Source organism: Devosia sp. 1566 (assembly GCF_004005995.1).
Lineage (GTDB): Bacteria > Pseudomonadota > Alphaproteobacteria > Rhizobiales > Devosiaceae > Devosia.
Window position 1 is genome coordinate 1,753,299 of sequence record NZ_CP034767.1, and the last position, 24,579, is coordinate 1,777,877.

The 24,579-nt window shown below is 62.6% G+C and carries 24 protein-coding genes; 15 read left to right on the forward strand and 9 right to left on the reverse strand.

From position 1 onward, the window contains the following. Nucleotides 1-53 precede the first annotated feature (53 nt). The 13 genes from ELX51_RS08560 (at nucleotide 54) to mazG (ending at nucleotide 12,023) form a co-directional block, all read left to right on the forward strand. Nucleotides 54-1,088, forward strand: a complete 1,035-nt coding sequence (locus tag ELX51_RS08560; RefSeq protein ID WP_127753123.1) for an ABC transporter substrate-binding protein — start codon at nucleotides 54-56, stop codon at nucleotides 1,086-1,088. A gap of 96 nt (nucleotides 1,089-1,184) precedes the next feature. Next, the gene (locus ELX51_RS08565) at nucleotides 1,185-2,204 is read left to right on the forward strand and encodes an ABC transporter substrate-binding protein (protein ID WP_127753124.1); all 1,020 of its coding nucleotides are present in this window, start codon (nucleotides 1,185-1,187) and stop codon (nucleotides 2,202-2,204) included. 26 nt (nucleotides 2,205-2,230) lie between these two features. Then, nucleotides 2,231-3,640: an amidohydrolase family protein gene (locus ELX51_RS08570; RefSeq protein WP_127753125.1), complete on the forward strand. Its 1,410-nt coding sequence runs from the start codon at nucleotides 2,231-2,233 to the stop codon at nucleotides 3,638-3,640. Then, a complete protein-coding gene (locus ELX51_RS08575) occupies nucleotides 3,640-4,431 on the forward strand; it encodes an ABC transporter ATP-binding protein (RefSeq protein WP_127753126.1) in 792 nt (263 codons plus the stop codon). Before ELX51_RS08570 ends, ELX51_RS08575 begins: the two co-directional genes overlap by 1 nt. Further along, nucleotides 4,431-5,189, forward strand: coding sequence for an ABC transporter permease subunit (locus ELX51_RS08580; protein WP_127753127.1), 759 nt, complete (start codon nucleotides 4,431-4,433; stop codon nucleotides 5,187-5,189). Before ELX51_RS08575 ends, ELX51_RS08580 begins: the two co-directional genes overlap by 1 nt. Further along, complete coding sequence (locus ELX51_RS08585) at nucleotides 5,186-5,959, forward strand: ABC transporter permease subunit (RefSeq protein WP_127753128.1); 774 nt, start codon at nucleotides 5,186-5,188, stop codon at nucleotides 5,957-5,959. The genes ELX51_RS08580 and ELX51_RS08585 overlap by 4 nt, the downstream gene beginning before the upstream one ends. A gap of 5 nt (nucleotides 5,960-5,964) precedes the next feature. Continuing rightward, on the forward strand, nucleotides 5,965-6,267 hold the full coding sequence (locus ELX51_RS08590) for a cupin domain-containing protein (protein ID WP_127753129.1): 303 nt from the start codon (nucleotides 5,965-5,967) through the stop codon (nucleotides 6,265-6,267). Nucleotides 6,268-6,278: 11 nt separating this feature from the next. Next, a complete protein-coding gene (locus ELX51_RS08595; protein WP_127753130.1) occupies nucleotides 6,279-6,860 on the forward strand; it encodes an AAA family ATPase in 582 nt (193 codons plus the stop codon). Nucleotides 6,861-6,869: 9 nt separating this feature from the next. Continuing rightward, complete coding sequence (locus ELX51_RS08600) at nucleotides 6,870-7,445, forward strand: nucleoside 2-deoxyribosyltransferase (protein ID WP_127753131.1); 576 nt, start codon at nucleotides 6,870-6,872, stop codon at nucleotides 7,443-7,445. Next, nucleotides 7,445-8,845: an amidase gene (locus tag ELX51_RS08605; RefSeq protein WP_127753132.1), complete on the forward strand. Its 1,401-nt coding sequence runs from the start codon at nucleotides 7,445-7,447 to the stop codon at nucleotides 8,843-8,845. The genes ELX51_RS08600 and ELX51_RS08605 overlap by 1 nt, the downstream gene beginning before the upstream one ends. A gap of 114 nt (nucleotides 8,846-8,959) precedes the next feature. Next, complete coding sequence (locus ELX51_RS08610; RefSeq protein ID WP_164854808.1) at nucleotides 8,960-9,811, forward strand: MipA/OmpV family protein; 852 nt, start codon at nucleotides 8,960-8,962, stop codon at nucleotides 9,809-9,811. A gap of 268 nt (nucleotides 9,812-10,079) precedes the next feature. Beyond that, a complete protein-coding gene (locus tag ELX51_RS08615; RefSeq protein ID WP_127753134.1) occupies nucleotides 10,080-10,976 on the forward strand; it encodes an rRNA adenine N-6-methyltransferase family protein in 897 nt (298 codons plus the stop codon). A gap of 237 nt (nucleotides 10,977-11,213) precedes the next feature. Beyond that, the gene (gene mazG / locus ELX51_RS08620; RefSeq protein ID WP_127753135.1) at nucleotides 11,214-12,023 is read left to right on the forward strand and encodes a nucleoside triphosphate pyrophosphohydrolase; all 810 of its coding nucleotides are present in this window, start codon (nucleotides 11,214-11,216) and stop codon (nucleotides 12,021-12,023) included. Here the strand turns inward: mazG and hflX are convergent. The 7 genes from hflX to dusB all read right to left on the reverse strand — a co-directional run bounded on the left by hflX (nucleotide 12,020) and on the right by dusB (nucleotide 21,270). Then, on the reverse strand, nucleotides 12,020-13,399 hold the full coding sequence (gene hflX, locus ELX51_RS08625) for a GTPase HflX (RefSeq protein ID WP_127753136.1): 1,380 nt from the start codon (nucleotides 13,397-13,399) through the stop codon (nucleotides 12,020-12,022). The genes mazG and hflX overlap by 4 nt on opposite strands. 3 nt (nucleotides 13,400-13,402) lie before the next feature. Further along, nucleotides 13,403-13,654 carry an RNA chaperone Hfq gene (gene hfq / locus ELX51_RS08630; protein ID WP_046138466.1) on the reverse strand — a complete coding sequence of 84 codons (252 nt, stop codon included), beginning with the start codon at nucleotides 13,652-13,654 and terminating at the stop codon, nucleotides 13,403-13,405. 181 nt (nucleotides 13,655-13,835) lie between these two features. Beyond that, nucleotides 13,836-15,215, reverse strand: a complete 1,380-nt coding sequence (locus ELX51_RS08635; RefSeq protein ID WP_127753137.1) for a sigma-54 dependent transcriptional regulator — start codon at nucleotides 15,213-15,215, stop codon at nucleotides 13,836-13,838. Further along, nucleotides 15,215-17,548 (reverse strand): PAS domain-containing sensor histidine kinase, encoded by a 2,334-nt coding sequence (locus ELX51_RS08640; protein WP_127753138.1) that lies wholly within the window; start codon nucleotides 17,546-17,548, stop codon nucleotides 15,215-15,217. Before ELX51_RS08640 ends, ELX51_RS08635 begins: the two co-directional genes overlap by 1 nt. 154 nt (nucleotides 17,549-17,702) lie before the next feature. Continuing rightward, nucleotides 17,703-19,151: a nitrogen regulation protein NR(I) gene (gene ntrC / locus ELX51_RS08645; RefSeq protein WP_127753139.1), complete on the reverse strand. Its 1,449-nt coding sequence runs from the start codon at nucleotides 19,149-19,151 to the stop codon at nucleotides 17,703-17,705. Further along, nucleotides 19,148-20,269: an ATP-binding protein gene (locus ELX51_RS08650; protein WP_127753140.1), complete on the reverse strand. Its 1,122-nt coding sequence runs from the start codon at nucleotides 20,267-20,269 to the stop codon at nucleotides 19,148-19,150. The genes ntrC and ELX51_RS08650 overlap by 4 nt, the downstream gene beginning before the upstream one ends. After that, the gene (dusB, locus tag ELX51_RS08655) at nucleotides 20,266-21,270 is read right to left on the reverse strand and encodes a tRNA dihydrouridine synthase DusB (RefSeq protein WP_127753141.1); all 1,005 of its coding nucleotides are present in this window, start codon (nucleotides 21,268-21,270) and stop codon (nucleotides 20,266-20,268) included. The genes ELX51_RS08650 and dusB overlap by 4 nt, the downstream gene beginning before the upstream one ends. 174 nt (nucleotides 21,271-21,444) lie before the next feature. Between dusB and ELX51_RS08660 the strand changes: the two genes are divergently transcribed. Both ELX51_RS08660 and ELX51_RS08665 read left to right on the forward strand, forming a co-directional pair. Continuing rightward, the gene (locus ELX51_RS08660) at nucleotides 21,445-22,638 is read left to right on the forward strand and encodes a bifunctional 2-C-methyl-D-erythritol 4-phosphate cytidylyltransferase/2-C-methyl-D-erythritol 2,4-cyclodiphosphate synthase (protein ID WP_127753142.1); all 1,194 of its coding nucleotides are present in this window, start codon (nucleotides 21,445-21,447) and stop codon (nucleotides 22,636-22,638) included. Then, a complete protein-coding gene (locus tag ELX51_RS08665) occupies nucleotides 22,638-23,141 on the forward strand; it encodes a CinA family protein (protein ID WP_127753143.1) in 504 nt (167 codons plus the stop codon). Before ELX51_RS08660 ends, ELX51_RS08665 begins: the two co-directional genes overlap by 1 nt. On the opposite strand, the gene ELX51_RS08670 is transcribed toward ELX51_RS08665, so the two are convergent. After that, entirely contained in the window at nucleotides 23,129-23,569 is a 441-nt protein-coding gene (locus tag ELX51_RS08670; RefSeq protein ID WP_127753144.1) for a type II toxin-antitoxin system RatA family toxin, read from the reverse strand. The genes ELX51_RS08665 and ELX51_RS08670 overlap by 13 nt on opposite strands. Next, nucleotides 23,569-24,522 (reverse strand): lipoyl synthase, encoded by a 954-nt coding sequence (lipA, locus tag ELX51_RS08675; protein ID WP_127753145.1) that lies wholly within the window; start codon nucleotides 24,520-24,522, stop codon nucleotides 23,569-23,571. Before lipA ends, ELX51_RS08670 begins: the two co-directional genes overlap by 1 nt. Nucleotides 24,523-24,579: the final 57 nt, after the last annotated feature.

Sequence of the window (24,579 nt, forward strand, 5' to 3'; positions counted from 1 at the left end):
CGGCCGTAAACGCCAAGCTTCGCATGTGTGGACAGCAGCAAGGAGCCGTGCCGATGGGGTTTTCGCGCTATTTACAACCGAGTCGGCGGCAGGTGTTGCTGGCCGGGATTGCCGGTCTGGGATTGAGCCTGCTGCCGCGAGGGGCCTGGGCGCAGGGAACGGGTAAGACCGCAATCACCCAAGCCTTCGGCTGGATCTCCAATGTGGAATATGCCGGCTTCTGGACGGCGCTTGAGCAGGGCTATTTCGCCGAGGAAGGGATCGAGGCGGACTTCCTGGCTGGCGGCCCCAACGCCCCCGATGTGCTGGTCTCGCTCGCAGCTGACAGCGCCCAGATCAGCAATGCCAACTGGCTGCCGGTGCTCGATGCTATCGAAAAGGGCAATGACTTCGTGGTGCTCGGCGCCATGTGGCAAAAGAGCCCCGCGGCCCTGATATCGCTGGCAGCCAAGCCCGTGCGCGAGGCCAAGGATCTGGTGGGGGCGCGGATCCTCGCGCAGAACCCCACAGACAAGCTGATCATCGACGCCATTCTGGGCAATGCCGGACTGCCGCTGGACTATGAGATCATGCCGACCGGGTTTTCGCCCGAGCCGCTCCTGTCGGGCGATGGCGATGTGTATTTCGCCTTTGCGACCAATCAGCCGATCACGCTGGAAAATCTGGGCCTGGTGCAGGGCACCGATTTTTTCGTGACGCTGATGGATGACCTTGGCTACCAGGTCAAGCAGGCGCTGATGGTGACCAAGAAGTCGTTTCTGGCCGAGAACCGGCCGGCGATGGTGGGCTATATCAGGGCGCTGATCCGCGGCTGGGATTATGCCTTTGCCAATCCCCAATATGCGCCAGAGATCGTAGTGGACAAATATGGCGCCGATCTGGGGCTCGACCTCGCCCAGCAGCAGCGCCAGATGGAGCTGCAGATCCCGCTGATCAAGCCGGACGGCGAGGGCAAGCTGTTCTGGTTCGACCCCGCGGTGATCGAGGGGGCGATGACGGATGCAGCAGTGGCGGCGGGCCGCAAAGTGCCGCCCCTTGCCGAGCTGGTGGATATGAGCGTGCTCGAAGAAGCGCACGCCACGCTCTGAGTTTCTGAGAGCCTCCCCATCTCTTGGTTCCATCCCGCGCCGTGGCGGGGTGGCTGGTTCAACGCGCCCATGCGCAGCCCTTTGGAGTGTGCCGATATGCTGAGACGCCAACTGCTTGCATCCGCTGCCGGGGGTCTGTTGGCCTCGGCCTTGTTGCCGCGCTTTGCCATGGCGCAGGCGAGCACGCCGTTGCGCGTGCAACTCGGCTGGATCGCCAATGTGGAATATGGCGACCACTGGATTGCGCTGGAAAATGGGTTGTTCAGCCAGGCGGGGCTGGATGTGACGGTGAGCCCGGGCGGGCCCAATGCACCCGATCCGTTGACCCTGATTGCGGCGGGCAATGCCGAGATCGGTTACACCAGCTGGCTGCCATTTCTGGATGCGGTGGGGCGCGGCAATGATTTCGTGCTGATCACAGCGCGCCAGCAGACTTCGCCCTTGGGGATCATTTCGCTGGCGGCCAAGCCGATTTTAACGGCCCAAGACATTGTGGGTTCGCGGATCTTGGCGCAGGGCCCGGCGGAAGAAACCGCCATCCAGGCGACGTTGGGCTTGGCGGGGCTCGACCCGGAGAGCTGGACCATGGTGCCCGCCGGGTTTTCGCCCGAGCCGCTGGTGGCAGGGGATGGCGAGGGTTACACCGCCTTTGCGGTGAACCAGACCATTACGCTCGAAAACATGGGCCTGGTGCCAGAGAAGGACTTCTTTTTCCGCTCCTTTGATCAACTGGGCTTTCCCTCCTATGCGGGGCTGGGCTTTGTGTCGCGGGCGTTTCTCGAGGCCAACCGGCCGGCGATCGTGGCCTATCTCGCTGCATTGATGCAGGCGTTCCAGGTCAATGAGGCGGATCTGACGCTGGCGCCCAAGCTGGCGGTGGAGAAATACGGCGCCGATTTCGGGCTCGAATTGGCCCAGCAGACCCGACAGAACGAGCTGCAGCTTCCCTTTATGCGACCGGGCGGCGATCCGGCTTATCCGGTCTACGGGCTCGACAAGGCCAAGATGGCGGGCCCGATGTATGACGCGGCACGCGCAACCGGGCGCACCGAACTCCCCCCCATTGACGATATCGTCGACACCAGCCTCGCCCAGGAAGCGCTGGCTTCGCTCTGACCTGTTTATCCCAAGGAGATCACCCCATGACCCCAGACAACTTCACCACCAAGGGCGAGCCGCAGCTGGTGGATGTGGTGGTGACCGGCGCCGAGATCGTGACCCTCGATGCCGAAAATCGGGTGATCAGCGATGGCACGATCGCGGTGGATGGGGGGCGGATCGTCTTTTTGGGTGAGGGGGAAGGGGGGCGAGCCTATCGGGGGCGCACCACCATCGATGCACGAGGGCGGATCGCCATGCCCGGGCTGATCGATGCGCATTTCCATACCGGGCAGCAATTGCTGCGAGGAAAGCTGCAGGCGATTGCCAGGAAGCGTCCACTCAAGCTGCCGGTGTGGAAGAACTACCTGATCCCGTTCGAGAGCTGCCTCGAGCCCGAGGATGTGTATTTGTCGGGGCTCGTCGCCTACACCAACATGATCCAGGTCGGCACGACCTGTTTCGCGGAAGCGGGCGGACCGCATCCCGACGAGATGGGACGGGCGGCCATGGATGTGGGCATCCGGGGTTTCGTGTCGCTGTCGACGGTGAACCAAAGTGAAAACATCGGCGCGGAAGTGCCGGCCAATATGTTGATGACGCATGACCAGGCGCTGGAGCGCAATGTGGCGCTGGTGGAGCGCTGGCAGAGCAATGAGCGGGTGAAGGCCTGGCTGAGCCTGCGGCAGGTGATCGTGTGCTCGCCCGAGTTGATCCGCGATATCTCGCAGGCTTCGCGGGACCTGGCGGTGAAGATCCATACCCATTTGTGTGAGGGCAGCTATGAGATCGACTATACGCTCGAAAAATTCGGGCTGCGGCCGACCGAGTGGCTCGAGACCATGCAGGTGCTGGACCACAACCTGCATTGCGCCCATTCGGTGCTGCTCTCGCCCAAGGAAGTTGATCTTTACGAAAAGTACCAGCTCTCGGCCTGTCATTGCGGCTTCAACAATTATTCCATCGGCCATCCCCGGCTGATCGAAATGTGGAAGCGCGGCATCGCCATCGGGCTGGGCACGGACGGGCCGGGTTCGGCGGGGACGCTCGATCTGTTCCAGGTGGCGCATGTGGCGCGCGTGGGTCAGCAGGCGGTCAATTCAGCCGTGTTCCACCAGCGCGAGCCGATTTCCTCCGAAGAACTGCTGCGGATCGCGACGCATGGCGGGGCGCGGGCGCTGGGGATCTTCGATGAGGTGGGGAGCCTCGAAGTGGGCAAAAAGGCCGACCTCCTGCTTTGCGACACCTCGCATATGGATCATGCGCCGATCTATGACCCGCTGTTTGTTGCGGCTTCGATCCTGGTCGGCCGGGACGTGGAAACGGTTGTTGTGGATGGCAAGGTGGTGATGCAGGACCGCGCCATGCTGGGGATCGACCAGGAAGCGATCCGCGCCAAGCTCAAGGAGCGCCTGCCAGTGATTTCGGAACGGTTCGAGCGGCTGGTGGCGTGATGAGCAGCCCAACGGTGTCACAGGACTGGTCGATCAATGTCGACCGCGTGCGCAAGAGTTTCAAGCTCGACGACGGCAAGGAACTGGTCGCTATCGAGGAGGTCGATCTCAAGATCGGCAAGGGCGAGTTCGTCGCGCTCCTTGGCCCTTCGGGCTGCGGCAAGAGCACGGTGTTGCGGCTGGTGGCGGCGCTGGACAATGCCACCCATGGGCGGGTGACGGTTGAAGGGCGCGATCCGCTGGAGTTGTCGCGCGCGCACCGCTTAGGCGTGGCATTCCAGGATCATGCGCTTTTGCCCTGGCTCACCATTCACGACAATATCGCGCTGCCGTTCAAAGTGGCCGGGCGGCAGGTGGATGAGGCGCGCGTGGCCGAACTGCTGGCGTTAGTGGGGCTGACGGGGTTCGAGAAGGCGCGGCCCAAGCAGTTGTCCGGCGGCATGCGGCAGCGCGTTTCCATTGCCCGGGCGCTGGTGCTCCGGCCCGATGTGCTGCTGCTCGACGAGCCCTTCGGTGCACTCGACGCGGTGACGCGCCGGCACATGAATGTGGAACTGCAGCGCATCTGGAGCGAAAGCAAGATCACGACGCTGCTGGTAACCCATTCGGTGGAAGAAGCGCTGTTTCTGGCTGACCGGGTGATCGTGATGAGCGGCCGGCCGGGACGGGTGATCAAATCCATCGACGTGCCATTTGCCCGGCCGCGCAGCCCCGATGTGCAGCGCACGGCCGAGTTCCATCACCTCGCCGACGAGCTGACACTGGCGCTGGAACCCGAGGGGCTGCACTGATGCGCATCTCGATGGAAAAGCTGCAGTCGATCGTGCTGGGCGCCGTCGGCATCCTGCTGTTCCTGAGCCTCTGGGAAGTAATCGGGGTTAACCGGTTGGCAGGGCTGACTTGGCCGCCGCTGAGTACGGTCCTCGTGTTCATGTTTGATCCCTCGCGCCAAGCGCTGTTTTTGCGCGCCATGGCGGCGAGCTTTTCCATGGTGGCGGCGGGCTATGCGCTAGGGACGCTGATCGGCGTTCTGACCGCAGGGCTCGTGCATGTGGTGCCGGTGTTGCGGCCGGGTCTCGACCGGCTCGCCGGGGTGATCCACGCCATTCCCGCCATTGCGCTGGCGCCCTTGTTTATCGTGCTGCTCGACCGGGAACTGACCGGGATGGCGATCGCAACGCTCAATGTGTTCTTTGTGCTTTATGTCGCGACCACATCGGGACTGGCCAATTCCACGGTGACGCACCGGGACCTCTTCCAGGTGCTGGGCTCCTCGCCATTGACGCGCCTATTGCGCCTCGATTTGCCTGCCGCACTACCGGCTATGGTGAGTGGGCTGAAATTTGCCATTCCTGCCGCTTTCATCGGCGCGATCCTCGGCGAATGGTTTGGCTCCTCGCGCGGGCTGGGGCTGCTCATGGTCAGCGCGATGCAGAACTTCCAGATCCCGCTCCTGTGGAGCGCGGTATTTATTGCCTCGGCGGCTTCGCTTCTGGCTTTTGGAGCGATGAGCCTGCTCGAGCGCTTTGTTTATGGGCGATACGCATGAGCACATCAGCGAAACGAAGCTTTGGCTCTACCCTGCGTATCGGCCTCTCGCGCTACTGGGGCGTCCTGGCGGTGTTGTTGGCTTGGCAGGCCTGGGTGTCGATCTCGGGCGTCAACGCCATTGTCATGCCCCAGCCCATCAATGTGCTGACAGATCTGGTCACCAATCCGATGGTGTACATCACCAATGGCGGGCAAACCCTGATACTTGCCGCCCTGGGGCTGGTGCTGGGCATGTTCCTGGGCACGATTGTTGCGGTGCTGGCCTGGACCTCGCGGCTGCTGAACGGGATCCTCGTGCCATTGGGGCTGATCTTTTCTTCGGTGCCCGTAGTGGCGCTGATCCCGGTGCTGGCGCGCCTCCTCGGCTATGACCTCAAAACCGTGCTCGCCATTGTGGTGATCATCTCGTTTTTCCCGGCCTTTGTGTTCACCTCGGCCGGGCTCAAGGCACTGCCGCCCGGGAGCGATGATCTGTTCAAGGTCCTCGGGGCTTCGCGTCTGACGCGGTTTTTCCACCTGGTGCTGCCTTCGGCCGTGCCCAACTGGATGATCGCGCTGCGCCTGGCCGCGCCGCCCTCAGTGCTGTCGGCCATGGTGGCCGAATTCCTGATGGGCTCGAGCGGGCTTGGCTACCTGTTCCGCTCGGCGGCCAGTGATTTCCAGACGGAGCGGGCCTTTGGCACCAGTGTCGTGGCCACCGTGATTTCGGTGCTGTGCTTTACCGCGGCCCTTGGGGCAGAGCGGCGCGTCAACAACAGATGGAAGTGAGCGCAATGAACGAAGATCTCGAACATCTCATCCCCGCCATCGCCACGGTGCAGGTGGACAATGAGCGGGTCAGGGCCACCCGCTACCACTTTGCGCCGGGATCGGAGACCGGCTGGCACAAGCATGGCCATGACTATGTTGTCGTGCCCACACTGGCTGGAACGCTGACCATCGTGGAACTCGATGGCAGCCGGCGCGAGGTCGCCTACCAGGTGGGGGAAAGCTATGGGCGAGTGCTGGGGGCCGAGCACAACGTGGTCAACCTTTCCGACAGCCCCGTCGAATTTGTTGAAATCGAACTGAAATAGGTTGTTTGCCGATGTCCAAAGTCACCTTGCCTCCTGATCCCTGGCAGAACGTCAAGACCCAGCACGGCATCCCTGCCGATGAGGTGATCTCGGGCCTGCAGAAATGCCTCCGGCGCGGCATGGCTGAGACGGCACTCCTGCTGGCCTATGAGATGTATGTGACCAGCCCCGAGATGGAGGAAATGCTGTGGTCGCGCTTGTGCGTGATCGCAGTGGAGGATGTGGGGGCGGGCAATCTGAACCTGCCGGTGCTGGTGGATACGCTTTATCGCACCCATCAGCGCTATCCGCGTCCGATCGGCGACAGGTTTCTATTTGCCGCCCATGCCATCCGGCTGATCGCCGAAAGCCCCAAGGACCGCACCACCGACGACATGGTCAATTTCGCGCGGCTGGAAAACGTCGTGCGCAACAAGGCGCCCGAAGTGCCCGACTTCGCCATCGACATGCATACCAAGCGCGGCTGGGAAATGGGCCGCGGCTACGAGCATTTCATGACTGAAGCGTCGCGCGTCGAGAACCGGATCGAAACCGGCGACACCTCTTATCGCGACCGCATCATGGCAGCCATTGCGGCGGGCGAGTTGTCCTGAGGGCGCGACATGAAAACGGTTTACCTGGCCGGCCCCGAGGTGTTTTTTCCGGACGGGGCAGCAATCACCGCGGCCAAACGCGAGCTGACCCGCAGCTATGGCTTTGTGCCCCAAATCTGGAACGAGGAGCGGGACTGGCCCAGCGACAAGTTCGAGATCGGTGTGTTCATCGCTCGGGGCAATGAAGCGGTGATGAGCGGCAGCGACTTCATTATCGCCAACATGACCCCGTTCCGGGGCATCAGCGCCGATGTGGGCACGGCCTATGAAATCGGCTTCATGTGCGCGCAAGGCAAGCCCGCCTTTGGCTACACCAATGATGGCAGGTTTTATGGGCAGCGCGCCGCCGAAGATTTCTACGGCGGCAAGGTGGCGCCGGATGCCAAGGGCGTGACCCGCGGGCCGGACGGGCAGATGGTGGAAGACCATGCCATGTCCGACAATCTGATGCTGGATGGGGGCATGCATTTGCGCGGCGGGCTAGTGGCGCGGCCGCCGGCAGGCACGGTGCTGCCCTTTGGCAATCTCAGCGTGTTTGAGGCGTGCCTGGCGGCCGCCAAGCGCTTTTTCGGGACGGCTAGCTGATGGCGCCTGATGCCACGGCGCTGAGCGCGGAGCTGGCCACAGGTCGGGTATCGGCGGTGGAGTTGGTGGAGCAGAGCATTGCCGCCATCAAGGCTGGCGATGGCGTGCTCAATGCCGTGGTGGTGCGCGACTTCGAGCGGGCGCGGGCCGCGGCTGAGCAGGCCGACCGGTGCCTCGCAGCGGGCGAGCGGCTGCCGCTGCTGGGCGTGCCGATCACCATCAAGGAAAGCTTTGATGTGGAGGGGCTGCCCACCAGCTGGGGGCTGGAGGCTTTTCGCGGCGCGGTGGCGCGCGAGGACGCGGTAGCGGTGGCCCGGCTGCGCGCCGCCGGCGCGGTGATCCTCGGAAAAACCAACGTGTCCCAGGGCTTGGATGGCTGGAATGCCGATAACCCGGTTTATGGCCGGACGGGCAATCCGGTGCGGGCAGGGTTGTCGCCGGGCGGTTCGTCTTCGGGGGCAGCGGCGGCGGTGTCGGCGGGTTATGTGCCGCTCGATATCGGCTCTGATCTGGGGGGCTCCATCCGCGGGCCGGCGCAGTTTTGCGGCATCTGGGGCCATGTGGCGAGCATGGGGCTGATCCCCTTGCGCGGGCATGCGCTGGCTGGGCGCAAGGCGCGGTTCGACCTTTCCTGTCCGGGGCCACTGGCGCGGAGCGCGCGGGATCTTGAGTTGGGGCTCACGGTCATGGCGGGGCCCGATGCCGATGAGGCAGTGGGATATACGCTGACGCTGCCGCCGCCAAGGGTGGAGAAACTAAGCGAGTTGCGGGTCCTGGTGCTGGAGGAGCATCCGATGGTGCCCACCGACCCCGAAGTGCGGGCAGGGGTGGCGCTGGCGGCGGAACTGCTCGGGCGGGCAGGGGCGAAGGTGCGGCGCGCCGAGGGCGTGATGCCCGATGTGGAGGAGGCGACGCAGATTTATCTGCGGCTGCTTGGGGGCGCGGTGGCGCTGGGGCAGACGGCGGAACAGTTGGCGGCGGCACGCGAAGAACTCCGGGGGCTTGATCCTGGGAGTATGGCGGCGTGGCGCATCGGCGGCATGGTGGCGAGCCATGCCGAATGGATCGAGGCCAATGAAGCGCGGGTAAAGCTGCGCTGGGCCTGGCAGGAGGTATTTCGCGATTGGGATGCGCTGATCTGCCCGCCCATGTCTGTGGCGGCGCTTGGGGAAGCGGAAGCCGCGGCGCCGAGCGTGTTGGTGGATGGCGTTGCCATGGAGCGGGGCGACAGCGTGGCCTGGACGGCGCTGGGAAATGGCGCGGCGCTGCCGGCCACGGTGATGCCGATAGGGCGCATGCGCGACGGCCGGTCCACCGGCATCCAGATCATCGGGCCTTATTTGGAAGATCGCACCACGATCGCCATCGCAGGACTGCTGGACGTCGCGCATTGTCGGTAAAAACCGCGTTTGTGAAAGGTTGATGCAAGATAGGAGCAGTATGGTGCTCGAGCTTCAAGCAAGGCATTGATTCGCCGGTGCGATGAAGGCAGGATCCTAGACAAGGTGGAACAAGTGCGACACGACTTCACAAGCCGCTTGAAGCGCAAGGCATTGCTGAGCGCCCTTGTTCTATCGCCAACAGTCGCCCAGGCGGCCGACTTCGATTCTTTCGGTCCGGCCGCAACCGAGCTCGTGGCGATCGAAACGAGCAAACCTGACCTGATTTTCGAGTTCGGCCTGGGTGTCGGCACTGCCCCAATCTATCCGGGCTCGACCGAGTACGGCATGACGGTCAACCCAATCATTCGCGTTGAGCGTCTCAATATTCCCGGGCTCATTGATATCGGCGGAGAAAAGTCCGCCGGCGGTTTGCGGTTCGGTCCATCCTTTGCAGTGCAAGGGGAACGGATCAGTTCAGACCACGAGCAGCTCCTGGGACTGGACGACGTCGATACGACCTACGAGGTCGGCGGCCGAGTTGGCTACGAGTTCATTTTCAGCGACGTGCTCAGTACAGAGCTATATGGGCAGGCACGCTACGCCTTTGGCGGTGCGGAAGGGCTCGTCGGGGAAGTGGGACTGGACGCGACGGCTCGCCTGACACCGCAGCTTGAGGTTGTGGGCGGCGTATACGCGAGCATGGCGGGCGAGGATTATGTGGACACCTATTTCGGCGTGACGGCGCCAGAGGCCATAGCGAGTGGCGGGCGTTTGGACGCGTATGATCCTGGAGCGGGTGTAACGGCGGTTGGCGTCAAGTTGGCCGCGCGGTACGAATTGTTTTCGGATACTTTTTTCAATGCGAGTGCCGAATATAGCAGGCTGGTGGCCGATGCTGCCGACTCTCCAGTCGTGCAACTGGGTACCGAAAACCAGTTCGTTGTTGGCGTTGGCCTGTCCAGACGATTTTCGTTCAACTATTAGGTGCCAGACCAAGATTGGGGAATCCGTCGCCCTCGCACCTGCGCAGCAGGCACTAGGTCCATCAGACCTGCCTATCCGGGCGCGTGCCGCCATAAGGGCAGGGTGCTCGCTACCGCCCGATCAAGCCCACGTCAGGAAAGCCTGATTGGGCTCCGACCAGCGGAGTAAGGCGTGCCAACATAAGACATGTTGCGGCGTACGTTCTGGTCATCTGCCCGCGGTCGCTCTAGTCTCGGAAAGACGGAGGCGGAACGGAGCGGGGCTGATTTTGAGCACCACTGACCTGGAGATCGTTCGGCGTGGCTACGCCCGGCAAGTAACAGCGCTTCTGGGCGCCCGCAACGAGAGGCTCGAAGCGGCTTTTGCCGCTGTGCCACGAGAGCGTTTTCTGGGGAGCGACCCCTGGTATATCGTCAAACGGGCTCAGGGCTTTGTTCGCCTGCCAGCCAACGACCCGGTCTATGTGTATCAGGATGTGCTGATTGCCCTCGACGAAGAGCGAGGCATCAATAACGGTAGCCCGTCTTTGCATGCCAGCATGCTCGACGCCTTGGCTCCCAAGCTTGGCGACACCGTCGCCCATATCGGTGCTGGAACAGGCTATTACAGCGCGATCCTTGCTGAACTGGTGGGAGCAACGGGCCGCGTTGTTGCCGTGGAATTTGATCACAACCTCGCCCAGCAAGCGCACAGCCACCTCGCTGATCGGCCCAATGTCGAGGTCATCACCGGTGATGGGGGCGATTGGCCTCGGGAGGACGTTGAAGGCGTTTATGTCAACTTCGCGGTGGAGCGGCCTGCCGAGCCATGGATCGACCGCCTCAAGATGGGCGGACGCCTGGTATTCCCGCTCGGGGTCGCAAGCCCGGCCAAGCCAAATGGCGCCAGGTTTGCTCAAGGTGTGGCGCTACGGGTCGAAAAGGCAAGCGGGTTGCATCCTGCAAGCATTATCAGCCCGGTCAGCTTTATCTTCGCGGAAGGCGCGGCCGGCACGCCAGACCCCGGTCTCGTCCAGGCATTCAAGGACGGTGGCGTGGAGCTCGTACGAAGCCTGGCCTGGCACCAGGAAGTGGACCCGGCCAGGTGCTGGCACGTTGGGGCTGGGTGGGCGCTTTGTTATGGAGGCGTTGCGCAGGGCTTAGGGCCAGAAGGCAGTGCGAGATGACGGGCGTCTGCCAGCCGACACTGCTGGCCGTCTATAACGCATGCATCTTGCTGCGCTTCAGACACATCGCAGTTCCATAATATATCTTATGCGAACTGCGGATGTGCAGAAAACCGTGGCTGCTGACGGCTTGGCGAACCCGCCTCACCCGCTCTAATTGGCTGTTGCCGTGCTGGGCTACTGGCAAGCCCTAGGCATTGCTAAGCTGTCGGCGCTGATTCCAATCAAGGTTCCTCCATGCAACCCTCGCGCGAAATTTCACGGCTGATCGAGATCATGGCGGCGCTGCGTGATCCGGTGACGGGTTGCCCGTGGGACCTGGAGCAGACCTTTGCCACCATCCGGCACTACACGATCGAGGAAGCCTATGAGGTCGCCGACGCTGTTGAGCGCGAGGACTTTGCTGATCTGCGCGAAGAACTGGGTGATCTGCTGCTGCAGCCGATCTACCAGGCGCAGCTGGCCAAGGAAGCTGGGCACTTCGATATTGGCGATGTGATCTATGCCATCACCAGCAAGCTGATCCGCCGGCATCCGCATGTGTTTGGGGATCTCGATGCCAATGATGCGGAAGCGGCCCAAAGCCGCTGGGAAGCCATCAAGGTCGAGGAACGCGCCGCCAAGGCGGCTCGCAAGGGCGAGCAGACGCCTTCAGTGCTCGATGATGTCCCCTCGACGCTGCCAGCGCTTGCCCGGGCCGAGAAGCTGACCAAGCGTGCGGCTCAGGTTGGCTTTGACTGGCCCCACTATGCAGCGGTCAAGGAGAAGCTGCTGGAAGAGCTGGCTGAAGTCGACAGCGCGCGTGAAATGCAGGACCAAGCCGCGGTGCAGGAGGAAATCGGCGACCTGCTGTTCGCCGCCGCCAATCTGGCCCGTCAAGCCGGCGTTGATCCAGAAGCCGCGCTAAGGGATGCCAACAGCAAGTTTAGCCGGCGCTTTCACTATGTGGAGGCGCGGTGCCGCGAGGACGGCGTTGCTGTCGAGGACGCCGGGCTTGATCGCCTCGACAGCTACTGGAATGAGATCCGTGCGGCGGACAAAGCCTAGGCTTCGACGCTTCCGATCCGGCCATTGAAGCGCTCGAGGAAGGCCGCCTTCTGGCGCGGTTCGACGCGCACCACATAGCCCGAGCCTTGCTCATTGGGTTCGTCGCGCGAGATGATCTCGGAATGGGCATGCAGCCAGCCGATATCGCTGCCGGCGCTGTGGGGCACATGCACATGATAGGTGCGGCTCTTGTCGGCGAGCGCCGTCTCGACCGCGAGCTTTAGCTCGTCGAGTCCCTGCCCGGTTTTGGCGGAAACCTGTACCACTGCCGCGACCTTGCCGGCCGGGCTGACCGAGGCGAGCAGCGGATCATCGCCGTCAGCGACGGGTGCCAGCAGATCGATCTTGTTCCACACTTCGATGACGGGCGTGGTTTCGGGCGAAACGCCCAAGTCACCCAGGACCTTGAGCACATCGAGCGCCTGCGCCAGATGGTCATTATTGGCGATGTCGCGCACGTGGAGAATGACGTCGGCATCCACCACTTCTTCAAGGGTGGCGCGGAAAGCAGCAACGAGGTCGGTGGGTAGATCGGCAACGAAGCCCACAGTATCGCTGATCATCACCTCGCGCCCATGCGGCAGCTGCAGCTTGCGCACAGTGGTGTCGAGGGTAGCAAAGAGGAGGTTCTCGGCAAACACCCCTGCCCCGGTCAGAGCATTGAACAGGCTCGACTTACCGGCATTGGTATAACCCACCAGCGCCACGATGGGGAACGGGGTGTCGTCGCGCTGCCGCCGCTGCTGGGCGCGCGTCTTCTTGACCTTTTCCAGCCTATCCTCGAGCAGCACGATGCGGTCGGTCAGCTGCCGCCGATCGCTTTCGATCTGAGTTTCGCCCGGGCCGCCCATGAAGCCCAGGCCGCCGCTGCCGCGCTGACGCTCAAGGTGGGTCCAGGAGCGCACCAGACGGCTCTTCTGGTAGTTGAGGTGGGCCAGTTCCACCTGCAGCACGCCTTCGCGGGTTGCCGCGCGCTCGCCGAAAATTTCCAGAATCAGCGCGGTGCGGTCGAGCACCTTGGCGCCGGTTTCTTTTTCGAGATTGCGCTGCTGGATTGGCGTCAGCGCCGCATCCACCAGCAACAAGTCGATATCGTCGTTCTTGACGCGCTGCGCCAACGTTTCCACGTGACCGCCGCCAAGAAAAGTGGCCGGCTTGATCTCGCGAACCTTGAGCACTTCGGAGAACACGATGTCGAGCCGAATCGCTCCAGCGAGCCCCTCGAACTCGGACTTGCGCGATTCGATGGTATGGGCGGAGGAACTGCCGCGCACATCGGGGCAAATCAGGCCGGCGCGCGTGGGTACCTCGCGCCGGTCGATAAAGGCCTGGGGTCCGCCTGGCAGGTCGTCGTCTAGCTCGTCGTGATCGGTCATGGATTAGTCGCTGTCTTGGTTCTGCTCCGGATCGAAAAGCTGGATTGGGGCTCCGGGCATAATCGTCGATATCGCGTGCTTGTAAACGAGCTGCGACTGCGCATCGCGCCGCAGCAGCAAGCAAAAATTGTCAAACCAGGTGATCACTCCCTGCAGTTTGACGCCGTTCACCAGGAATATGGTGACCGGTACCTTCTGCTTGCGCACGTGATTGAGGAAGGAATCTTGCAGATTCTGCTGCTTTTCACTGGGCATTCAGGCCTCTTTTATGCGGCAGTCTTGTTGCGCGACGCCTCTGATTGAGCGTCTGTCTGGTCCCCGGAAGCACCGCGTTGTTCCGGTTTATGGGGTAGTCTTTTGGTCTGGCACTATGGCACGCCTGCTTTTTGCTGCCTACCCGCGGCGGCTGCATGGCTCGGCTTCGTTTTCCTCGGTCTTAGAGTCCCAGCGACTTGATCTTGCGATGCAAAGCACTGCGCTCCATACCGACGAACTCCGCAGTCTTGGAGATGTTCCCGCCGAAACGCTCGATTTGCGCCAGCAGATACTGCCGCTCGAACACTTCGCGCGCATCGCGCAGCGGCAGGCTCATCAGATGGGCCGACGAGTCGGTGTCCCCTACGGTTGGCAGCACCTCGCCGATATCAGACGGCAGCATGGCTGCGCTGATTGTGCCGTCTTCGGGCTGCTGGTCCTTCATCAGAATCAGGAGCCGTTCGATCGAGTTGCGCAACTGGCGGGCATTGCCGGGCCATTCCTGTGCCTGGAGCACCGCCATGGCGTCGTCGCCGACGGCCAGGCGCTGAAGATTGTGCATGCGGCAGACCTGCTCAATGAACACGTTGACCAGCGGCGGCACGTCTTCGCGCCGCTCCTTAAGGGGCGTGATTGGCAGGGGCACGATGGAAAGCCGATGGAACAGGTCGCTGCGGAATTCTCCCGACTCGATCTGCGCGGCAACGTTCTGCGAGCTCGAGGCGATGATGCGAACATCGATCGGCACCGCCTGGGTTCCGCCGACACGATTAAAGCGGTTCTCGACCAGCGTACGGAGCAAGGCTGCCTGGGTGGCTTGCGGCAGCGTGGTGACCTCAGAGAGGTACAGCGTGCCGCCATGAGCTTTCTCGAGCGCTCCGACCTCAACCTTGAGCACGCCGGACTTGTCGCGGGTTTCGCGCCCGAACAGCACCACCGGCACTTCTTCCGGGGCGTAGAGCGAGGCGTTGATCTCGACAAACGGCGAATCGGCGCGGGGGCTGCGTTGATGCAGCAGGCGCGCGACGAGCCCCTTGCCAACGCCTGAGGGGCCGGAAATGAAGATGCGCGAATTAGTCGGCGCCGATTTCTCGATCAGGCCGCGGACCTGCTGGAGCGCGGGGGAGCTGCCCACCATTTCGCTCTTGGTGGCCGATCGCTCCTTGAGCTCGGCAACCTCGTTGCGCAGGCGCGTCGCTTCCATCGCTCGCTGGGTGATATGGAGCAGCCGGTCGATCTTGAACGGCTTTTCGATATAGTCATAGGCGCCGCGGCGAATGGCCGAAACGGCGGTTTCGACATTGCCGTGGCCCGAAATCATCACCACCGGCATTTCGGGGTGCTGGGACTGGAAGACATCGAGCAATTGCAAGCCGTCGAGCCGCGAGCCCTGCATCCAGATGTCGAGGAAAACGAGGCTGGGCCGCCGGCGGGCGATCTCGTTGAGACCGCTATCGGCGTCATGAGCCTGGCGAGCTTCAAAGCCCTCGTCCTCAAGGATGCCCGCAATGAGTTCGCGGATGTCGTCTTCGTCGTCGATGATCAGAATGTCGAGTGCCATTAGGTGTGAACAGCCGCTTGCATGAGCGGTTCCTCCTGTTGGGATGGCCATTGTTCCTGCCGCGAGGAACCGGCGTTATCCGAAAAGCTGTGGGGCGAGCGGAGGGGCAGCGTGAAGGTCACGCAAGCCCCTACCCGGCCGCTGGGATCTGGTTCGGCGTCGACCAGCTCGACGATACCGCCATGCTGTTCGACAATCTTGGCAACGATGGCGAGGCCCAGCCCCGTGCCCTTTTCGCGCGTTGTCATATAGGGCTCGAGGAGCCGCTGCCGGTTGTCCTTAGGCCAGCCCTTGCCGTTGTCAGAAACGGTGACCCGGGCGAAATTGCCTTCAAGTTGCGCCGCGACCGTGATGGTGGGCTCCCAATCGGGACCAGTCGGCACCGACTCGAAAGCTTCCACCGCGTTCTTGATGAGGTTGGTGAGCGTTTGGGAGATCAGGCGACTGTCAAAGAAGGCAATGATGGCCTTTTCGGGCAGATGCGTGATGATGTTGAGATCGGGCAAGCGGACGCTTTCCAGGAACACGGCCTGGCGCACGGTATCTGACAGATCGGCCGGTTCGGGCGCCGCTTCTGGCATGCGCGCGAAGGCCGAGAACTCGTCGACCATCCGACCGATATCGCCAACCTGCCGCACGATGGTGTTGATGCACTTGTCGAACACATCGCGATCATCTTCGAGCTTGGCGCCATAGCGGCGGCGCAGGCGCTCGGCGGAAAGCTGAATGGGGGTCAGGGGGTTCTTGATCTCGTGGGCAACGCGGCGCGCCACATCGGCCCAGGCGCTGGTGCGCTGAGCCGATTCGAGATCGGTGATATCGTCAAAGGTCAGCACATAGCCCTTGGATTCGGCGATGGAGCCTTCGCGGGTGAGCTGGACCTGATAGGTGCGCCGGTCCGTTTCGTTGCCGAGCTGAATTTGATCACGAACCTGGCCGCGACGCGCCGAACGGGCTCGCTCCAGGATGGGTGCGAGCTGGCTCATCACATCCTCGATGCGCTTGCCCATCAGGCTGATTTCATCGGTGTCGAGCATCTCGCAGGCGCGGGCGTTCACGAGAGTTACCGCGCCAAATGAGTCGAGGCCGATGATGCCGGCGGAGACGCCCTCCACCACTGCTTCCGTGAACTGCCGACGCTTCTCGTTCATCTCGTTGGCCGTCAGCAGCGCTTCGCGCTGAGAGCGCAGCTGCTGGGTCATGCGGTTAAAGCCAGTGGAGAGATCACGCAGATCGCCCCTGCCCTCCTGCACGGGCACCTGAACGTCCAACTCGCCGCGGCTGACGCGGGAGGAGGCGATCATCAGGTTACGGATTGGGTCGACGAACCGGTTGGCGAGCGCAATGCCGGTCCAGAGGGCGGCGAGGAGCAGCACCACCGCAAGACCGATATACATGATGGTAAAGGTGATCTGCAGCACCAGCCGGTTGGAGGCGTATTCCCGGTACTCGGTGATGTTCTCGTCGGTGAGCCGCATATATTCGAGCACCTCGGCGTCAACCGGCCGGGCGACGAACAGGAAAGTATCGTCGTAACCGCGCAGCTTGACGATGGAGCCGACCAGATTGGTCTTGCCCGGGGCAATTGAAGTCGGAGCCCCCTCCCCCACGCCTTGGGTGATTCCCTCGGGCAGCTTGGGATAAGCGCCTTGGACCGCAATCTGGGCGCGCATCAGCGTTTCACCGTCGCCGGTGATCAGGGAGGTGAAAGGGAGCGAGCGGGTAATGGCTAAGGCAGTCAGGATGCGTCGGAAGCGGTCTTCGTCCTCCTCGAACGTGCCATGGGCCTGCTCGAGTTCAGCCGCCACCCAAATGATGTCGTCCCGCAGCACCTGAGCATGCTCGAGCATGTAGGAGCGGGCTACGAGCCGCGAGCTTTCTACCATGGCCCGGGTTCGCTCGGAGAACCACTGGTCGAGCCCCTGGTTGAGCGCCAGCGAAGCCACGACGGCAACGATCACTGCGGGAACCGCTGCCACAAAGGCGAACATGCCAACCATCTGGATCTGCATGCCGGCGCCTGCCTGACGGCGCAGGCGCGCCTGCACCAGCAAGGTCGCCTCGGTCACCACCAGCGCAATCACCAGCAGCACGAGGATGCCAGTGACGATCCAGATTGCGGTCCACACCTCCGGGGATGGCTCGATCCGCGTGATGCCAGACAGAATCAGGAAGGACAGCGAGGACATCAGCACCGATGCCACTACGACCACAAAGCCCAGAACGCGGAGCGGTCCATTGCCAGCGGCGGCAAACAGCGAGCGCGACTTTGCTGCAGCCTTCGCTGGCCGCCCCGCCTTGTATCGGATGATCCTGCTTGTCGCTTCGGTCAAATCGTGGTCCGGGCCCGTTGCTGCCGTGGGGAGGCGGAGCCTGACCCAATTCGCTCCTTCCTTCAAGATAATTGTTGCCGAAATGTGACACCCGCGCCGCGGCGCGGCCGTGCTTCCGCTGCGTGGAGCGGTTTTGGTCTCTAATCGACCCGGATCAGCCGTTGCGTCGGCTGTGTTTTACAATTTCGATGCTGTGAGTGCGGATCTTCTTGCGTAGCGTGTTGCGGTTCAGGCCCAGCAGGTCCGCGGCCTTGATCTGATTGCCGCCGCAGGCGTTGAGCGCCATGGCGATTAGCGGGGCTTCCACCTTGTCGATCACCCGCTGATAGAGCCCGGCCGGAGGCAGATTGGGCTCGTACTCGCGCAGCAGTTGCCCCACATGGGTTTCCACCGCCATGGAGACGTCGACAGGACCGCTGGGGGCTGACGAGGGGGAGCGATCAATGATGTTCAGTTCGTTCTGGACGATCTCGGCGGAAATATTCTCGTCGACATAAAGGGCGGAAAGCCGGCGAACCAGGTTTTCCAGCTCGCGCACATTGCCGGGCCAGGCATAGTTCTGCATGAGCCGAATGGCTTCGGGCGTGATGGTCTTGGGCGGCTCGCCTTCCCGTTGGGCCGAGCGCAGGAAGTGGGCTGCGAGGTCACCGACATCCTCCACCCGCTCGCGCAGCGGCGGCAGCCGAAGCGGCACGACATTGAGGCGATAAAACAAATCCTCGCGGAACAGTCCTTGCCGGATCATCTGGCTGAGGTCGCGGTGAGTGGCGGCGACGATGCGCACATTGGTCTTGATGGCGCTGCGACCACCGACCATCGTGTACTCTCCCTCCTGCAGCACGCGCAGAAGCCGGGTTTGCGCGTCCATCGGCATGTCGCCGATTTCATCGAGAAAGAGCGTGCCCCCTTCGGCCTGCTCGAAGCGGCCAGAAGAGCGCGCATTGGCACCGGTGAACGCCCCTTTTTCATGGCCGAACAATTCGGCCTCAATCAGGTCGCGGGGAATGGCGGCCATGTTGATGGCTACAAACGGGCCATTGCGGCGCTTGCCGAAGTCGTGGAGCGCGCGCGCCACCAGTTCCTTGCCGGTGCCGCTTTCGCCGTTGATCATGACGGTAAGGTCAGTCTGCATCAGCCGGGCAAGAGCGCGATAGATGTCCTGCATCGCGGTGGAGCGGCCCACCAGCGGCATGGTTTCGCCTGGATCTTCCGCCTTGCGTTCGGCGGGTGTGGGCTTTTTGGCATCGGCCAGTCCGCGTGCGACAACCGACAGGACTTCGGTGATGTCGAACGGCTTGGGTAGGTATTCGTAGGCACCAACCTCGGAGGCGCGAATTGCCGTCATGAAGGTGTTCTGGGCCGACATCACGATCATGGGCAGGTCCGGCCGGATCTTCTTGATCTTGGGCATGACCTCAAAGGCATTGCCGTCGGGCATGGCCACATCAGTGATGAGGATGTCCCCTTCCCCGCGGCTGACCCAGTTCCACATGGTGGATATATTGCCCGTGGGACGAACCTCGTAGCCCGCACGGGTCAAGGCCTGGTTGAGCACCATGCGAATGGCGGCATCATCATCGGCAAGCAGAACAACGTGACTCATGGAGCCGAAACCTCTTCGGATGGCGCTTGAGAAACGCCACTGGCGACCGGAAGGAGAATGCGGAAGCGCGTGCGGCCGGGGCGGCTCTCGCAATCGATGACACCACCATGATCACCGACGATCTTGGCAACAAGGGCAAGGCCAAGGCCCGAGCCATTGGTCTTGGTGGTCACGAATGGATCAAACAGGAACGGCAGAATATCGGGAGGGACTCCCGGGCCATTGTCTTCGATCACGATCTCGAGTGGCAGCGAGATACGTTCGGAAACGCCGGTGACGCTGATGCGAATGCCGGGGCGAAACGCCGTTGTGAGCCTTATCTCGGGTTTTTGCGTGCGCTCCAGTGCCTCGGAGGCATTCTTGACCAGGTTGATGAACACCTGGATCAGCTGGTCGCGATTGCCGAGCACTGGAGGCAGGGACGGATCGTATTCCTCAGAAAAGGCAATGCCGCGGGCAACACCATTGCGCGCGAGCAGCTTCACCCGATCAAGGATGACGTGAATGTTGATAGCGTCTCGTTCCATCGGCCGCTCGTCGCCAAAGACCTCGACGCGGTCGATCAGGTTGACGATGCGGTCGGTTTCCTCACGGATGAGTCGGGCGAGCGGAATTTCCTCGCTGGCAACGGATTGTTCCAGAAGCTGCGCGGCACCTCGGATCCCTGAAAGCGGGTTCTTGATCTCATGGGCGAGCATGGAGGCCAGGCCGGTGACCGAACGGGCGGCACCGCGCGAAACCATCTGCCGGTCGATCTTGTCGGCCATGGTGCGCTCCTGGATGAGGATCGCGATGCGGCCATCGGTGTCGGAAATCGGGCTGGCAAACACGTCGGCAATGCGCTCGTCACCGAAGCGCGATGAACCCACCCGCACGCGATATTCCGTCATCGGTGCCCGCCGGGTAGCAACGGTATCAACGAGCCCGATAATGGGCGAGCCGAAGGCAATGAGATCATCAAGCTTTTGGCGGCTGAGAACGCTGAGCGAAGCGCCGAAAAACGCCTCGGCGGCGTAATTGACGAAGGTGATCTGGCGGTCTTCCGCGCAGACGATGATGGGCTGTGGCAACGCCTGCAGCACGGCGGTGGACGGGAACTCATCAAGCGTCGCGTTCAAGCGGCAACCCTCCAGTCGGCGGCATAAAGGCGAGAGATCATGCTGAGCACCTCAGGCGGCGACTCACAGTTAAGCAGCGCGGTGCGAGTGGCTTTGTCGAAGGAAAGACCCGCCGCTTCCGCATACCAGTCGAGGTGCTTGCGGGCGGCGCGAAGGCCAACAGCGGTGCCATATTCAAGCAGGATCGCTTCGTAATGCTCGGCGACGAGTTCGGCCAGCGCAGTGCCGATCGGTGCCGGAGCGGGCGCTTCGCCAGCAAGCTCGGCGCCGATTTGACCCACCGCCCAGGGGCGGCCTTGGGCCCCCCGGCCCAGCATCACCGCTGCAGCGCCCGACAGGGCCAGCGCCTCGCGCGCCGTGGCGAGATCGATGATGTCGCCATTGACCACAACGGGCACTGAGACAGCCTCAACCACGGCGCGCACGCGGTCCCAGCGGGCCTGGCCCTTGTAGAATTGCTGGCGAGTGCGCCCATGCACCGTGATCATCTGCGCTCCCGCCTCGACCGCCCGTCGGGCGATTTCGGGCGCGTTGAGCGTGTCGTCGTCCCAGCCCAAACGCATTTTCACCGTGACAGGAAGCGGAGTGGCGGTCACAACAGCATCCACCAGGGCAATGGCCTGATCGGGCACCCGCATCAGGGCTGAACCGGAATACCCGTTGGTCACCCGCTTGGCGGGACAGCCGAAATTGATGTCGATGATATCAGCGCCAGCCTCATAGGCCGCGCGCGCCCCAGCGGCCATCCACTCTGCTTCGCAGCCGGCCAACTGTACCATATGCGGCAGGGAGCCGGCGGGCTTGCCGAGCTTGCGCACCATGTCCTGGTGTCCGGTGGTGAGCGCGGCGCTGGCGATCATCTCCGACACTACCATGCCGGCACCGAAGCGCTCGGCCAGGGAGCGGAACGGGCGGTCGGTTATGCCCGCCATTGGGGCCAGCAAGGCATTGTTCGGAAGCTGATGCTTTCCGATGCTCAACGCGCAGGCAAACTTACTCACCAACTGCCCCGGATTTATTCACTTCGTGGGATTTGCCTGCACAATAATCAATTCCACCGAGCACGCAACAGTCAAACGCTGCGCTGAGGGAGAGGCCTGCCTGCACTTGCCGCATGGCTGCAGCGCGGTTAGACCAGCGCGATGTGACGGTTTGTTGTTTCAGGTTCCCTGCTTATGCGTTCTCGATCCATTGCCGTCATCGTTGTTGCTGCGGGGCGCGGCGAACGAGCCGCTGCAGGCGGCGTTTCCGAGCCCAAACAGTATCGCATGCTGGCGGGCGAGGCGGTGCTGTCGCGCACCCTCAAGGCATTTCTGGGGCTGCCCGAAGTTCAATATGTGCTGCCGGTTATCCATGCCGAGCATGCCGATCGCTTTGCGGCTCTAGAATTGCAGCATGAGAATCTATTGCCCCCGGTGTCTGGCGGCGCTACCCGGCAGGCTTCGGTGCTGGAGGGGCTAAAAAGCCTCGCCAAGCTGCGGCCGGACTACGTCTTGATCCAGGACGCTGCTCGCCCGCTGGTGGAAGGTGACGTGGTCGCCGGGGTGATCGATGCGCTTGCCGAACTGGAAGGCGCCCTGCCCGCCGTAGGAGTAACCGACACCATCAAGCGCTCGCCGGATGGCGCCCTGGTCACGGCGACCGAGGATCGCTCGACCTTGTTTGCGGCGCAGACCCCACAGGGTTTCCGCTTTCCCCAGTTGTTCTCGGCGCATATGCGCGCTTCGACGGTGCGGCGCACCTTCACCGACGATGCCGAGATCGCCGAATGGGCCGGCCTACGGGTAGGGCTGGTGCCGGGCACGCATCGCAATATCAAGATTACCCACCCAAATGATTTCCAGCTAGCCGAGCGCCTGCTGGCAGGAGCTGAGATGATCACAGAAACCCGTGTTGGCACCGGCTTTGACGTGCACCCCTTCGAGCCGGGCGACGCTGTCTGGCTGGGCGGCGTGCGTATTCCACACACCGCCAAGCTCAAGGGTCACTCTGACGCGGACGTGGCGCTGCATGCCCTCACCGACGCTCTGCTGGGTGCCATAGGCGAAGGGGATATCGGCATTCATTTTCCGCCCAGCGACGACCGATGGAAAGGCGTGGGTTCTGTCGTGTTCCTGCGGCACGCCGGTGACCTCGTGAACAAAGCGGGCGGCCGGATCGTTAATGTCGACGTCACGATAGTTTGCGAGCGGCCGCGGATTGCCGAACATGTGCCCGCCATGCAAGCTGTGATCGGCGAGGCGCTTGGAATTGCGACTACGAGAATCGCGATCAAGGCGACGACGAACGAGCGGCTCGGTTTTATCGGGCGGGAGGAAGGAATGGTCGCCATGGCCAGCGCCAGCATTGAACTGCCGAGGCTCGATTGATGACCCTCACACCAGAGCCTGGTCGGGCGGAGCGCGTCATCGCGCTGCTGGCTGCTGCCGGCAAGACCATCGTCACGGCCGAAAGCTGTACCGGGGGGATGATCGGGGCGGCCATCACCGATGTTCCCGGCTCATCATCGGCCTTTTACGGCGGCTATATCACCTACGCGAACGCGGCCAAGTCGCGCATGATCCAGGTGCAGCCCCGCTTGATCCGGGATTATGGCGCCGTGTCCAACCAGGTTGCCCGCGCCATGGCGGACGGCGCGCGCAACACGGCGCGGGCTGACTACGCCCTGTCAGTCACTGGTATTGCCGGTCCGGACGGGGGCAGCGAGAAAAAACCGGTGGGCCTGGTTTATGTAGCGATGTCGTCAGAACTCGCGACCGTCGTGATCGAGCACCGCTTCGGCGATCTGGGTCGCGACGGTATCCGCCGCGCCAGCGTCGATGCAGCGCTCGATTTGGCGCTTCAGGTGCTAGCGGATGTTCAAAGCCCGTAGCGCCGGTCCGCTTCCTCGCCAAAGGCGCGCATGATCTCTTCCTGCTTGGCCGCAAAGGCCGGCTCGGCTACCGCCGCAATGAAGGGATTGGAGATCTTGAAATCGATCTCGAAACGCACACGGGTGCCCTCCCCTTCCGGCTCGAAGCGCCAGCGACTGTCGAGATGGCTAAAGGGACCGTCCACCGCCTTGGCATCGATTACCAATGCTTCAGGATCCAGCTTCACCCGGCTCGTATAGGCCTGTGTGATGGGACCAAAGGACAGGGTCATGCGGGCGAGCCGGGTACTCTCGGGTGCGGCCGGGTCGGGCTGCACCACCATGTTACGGCAATTGGGCACGAAACGCGGGTAGTCTTCCAGATCGGCGACGATTTCGAACATGCGTTGGGGCAGATGCGGCACATGCCGCTCAAAAGTACGTTTCATCAATAACCAAGCTTCTGGAGCCGTGCAGTGCGAAGGCGTGCGAAATCTTCGCCCGCATGGTGGGACGAGCGCGTAAGCGGGCTAGAGGACACGAGGGAGAAGCCCTTAGCCGTCGCCACGGTCGCGTAGGACTTGAACTCCTCGGGGGTTACGAACCGCTGCAGCGGATAGTGCTTCTTGGTGGGCTGCAGATACTGGCCAATGGTGAGGAAGTCCACATCGGCTGAGCGCAGATCGTCCATCAGCTGGAGCACTTCGTTGCGCTCTTCGCCCAGCCCAACCATGATGCCTGATTTGGTGAACATGGTGGGATCGAGCTCCTTGACCTTTTGCAGCAGGCGGATGGAGTGGAAGTAACGGGCGCCTGGCCGCACCTTCAGATATTTGGACGGCACCGTTTCTAGATTATGGTTGAACACATCGGGCTTGGCGGCGACCACGATCTCCAATGCGCCATCCTTGCGCAGGAAATCGGGGGTCAAAATCTCGATCGTGGTGCCAGGGTTGCTGGCGCGGATCGCCAGGATCACTTCGGCGAAGTGCCGGGCACCGCCGTCAGCCAGGTCATCGCGATCCACCGAAGTGATCACGACGTGTTCGAGCCCGAGCTTCTGCACGGCCTTGGCGACATTCTCCGGCTCATTGGGATCAAGCGGCCCCGGCAGGCCCGTGCGCACATTGCAAAAGGCGCAGGCGCGGGTGCAGATCTCGCCCATGATCATCATGGTCGCGTGCTTCTTACTCCAGCACTCGCCGATATTGGGGCAGCCCGCTTCCTCGCACACCGTGACGAGATTGTTCTCGCGCACGATCTGCTGGGTTTCCTTGTAGACCGGCGAGCCCGGCGCACGGACGCGAATCCAGTCGGGCTTGCGCAGGACGGCGTTGTCGGGCCGGTGCTCCTTTTCAGGATGACGGGGCCGGAGGAGCGAATTGTCGATGAGCGTAACCAAGATAAGGTCCTGACTGGCACGGTGTGCCTGCTATATCGCTCCCTTACGGGGCCGGTT

Bases quoted from the DNA above. Each gene is read 5' to 3' on its own strand.
- ELX51_RS08560 (WP_127753123.1), top strand. From the start codon at position 54: ATGGGGTTTTCGCGCTATTTACAACCGAGTCGGCGGCAGGTGTTGCTG.
- ELX51_RS08565 (WP_127753124.1), top strand. From the start codon at position 1,185: ATGCTGAGACGCCAACTGCTTGCATCCGCTGCCGGGGGTCTGTTGGCC.
- ELX51_RS08570 (WP_127753125.1), top strand. From the start codon at position 2,231: ATGACCCCAGACAACTTCACCACCAAGGGCGAGCCGCAGCTGGTGGAT.
- ELX51_RS08575 (WP_127753126.1), top strand. From the start codon at position 3,640: ATGAGCAGCCCAACGGTGTCACAGGACTGGTCGATCAATGTCGACCGC.
- ELX51_RS08580 (WP_127753127.1), top strand. From the start codon at position 4,431: ATGCGCATCTCGATGGAAAAGCTGCAGTCGATCGTGCTGGGCGCCGTC.
- ELX51_RS08585 (WP_127753128.1), top strand. From the start codon at position 5,186: ATGAGCACATCAGCGAAACGAAGCTTTGGCTCTACCCTGCGTATCGGC.
- ELX51_RS08590 (WP_127753129.1), top strand. From the start codon at position 5,965: ATGAACGAAGATCTCGAACATCTCATCCCCGCCATCGCCACGGTGCAG.
- ELX51_RS08595 (WP_127753130.1), top strand. From the start codon at position 6,279: ATGTCCAAAGTCACCTTGCCTCCTGATCCCTGGCAGAACGTCAAGACC.
- ELX51_RS08600 (WP_127753131.1), top strand. From the start codon at position 6,870: ATGAAAACGGTTTACCTGGCCGGCCCCGAGGTGTTTTTTCCGGACGGG.
- ELX51_RS08605 (WP_127753132.1), top strand. From the start codon at position 7,445: ATGGCGCCTGATGCCACGGCGCTGAGCGCGGAGCTGGCCACAGGTCGG.
- mazG (WP_127753135.1), top strand. From the start codon at position 11,214: ATGCAACCCTCGCGCGAAATTTCACGGCTGATCGAGATCATGGCGGCG.
- hflX (WP_127753136.1), bottom strand. From the start codon at position 13,399: ATGACCGATCACGACGAGCTAGACGACGACCTGCCAGGCGGACCCCAG.
- hfq (WP_046138466.1), bottom strand. From the start codon at position 13,654: ATGCCCAGTGAAAAGCAGCAGAATCTGCAAGATTCCTTCCTCAATCAC.
- ELX51_RS08635 (WP_127753137.1), bottom strand. From the start codon at position 15,215: ATGGCACTCGACATTCTGATCATCGACGACGAAGACGACATCCGCGAA.
- ntrC (WP_127753139.1), bottom strand. From the start codon at position 19,151: ATGAGTCACGTTGTTCTGCTTGCCGATGATGATGCCGCCATTCGCATG.
- ELX51_RS08660 (WP_127753142.1), top strand. From the start codon at position 21,445: ATGCGTTCTCGATCCATTGCCGTCATCGTTGTTGCTGCGGGGCGCGGC.
- ELX51_RS08665 (WP_127753143.1), top strand. From the start codon at position 22,638: ATGACCCTCACACCAGAGCCTGGTCGGGCGGAGCGCGTCATCGCGCTG.
- ELX51_RS08670 (WP_127753144.1), bottom strand. From the start codon at position 23,569: ATGAAACGTACTTTTGAGCGGCATGTGCCGCATCTGCCCCAACGCATG.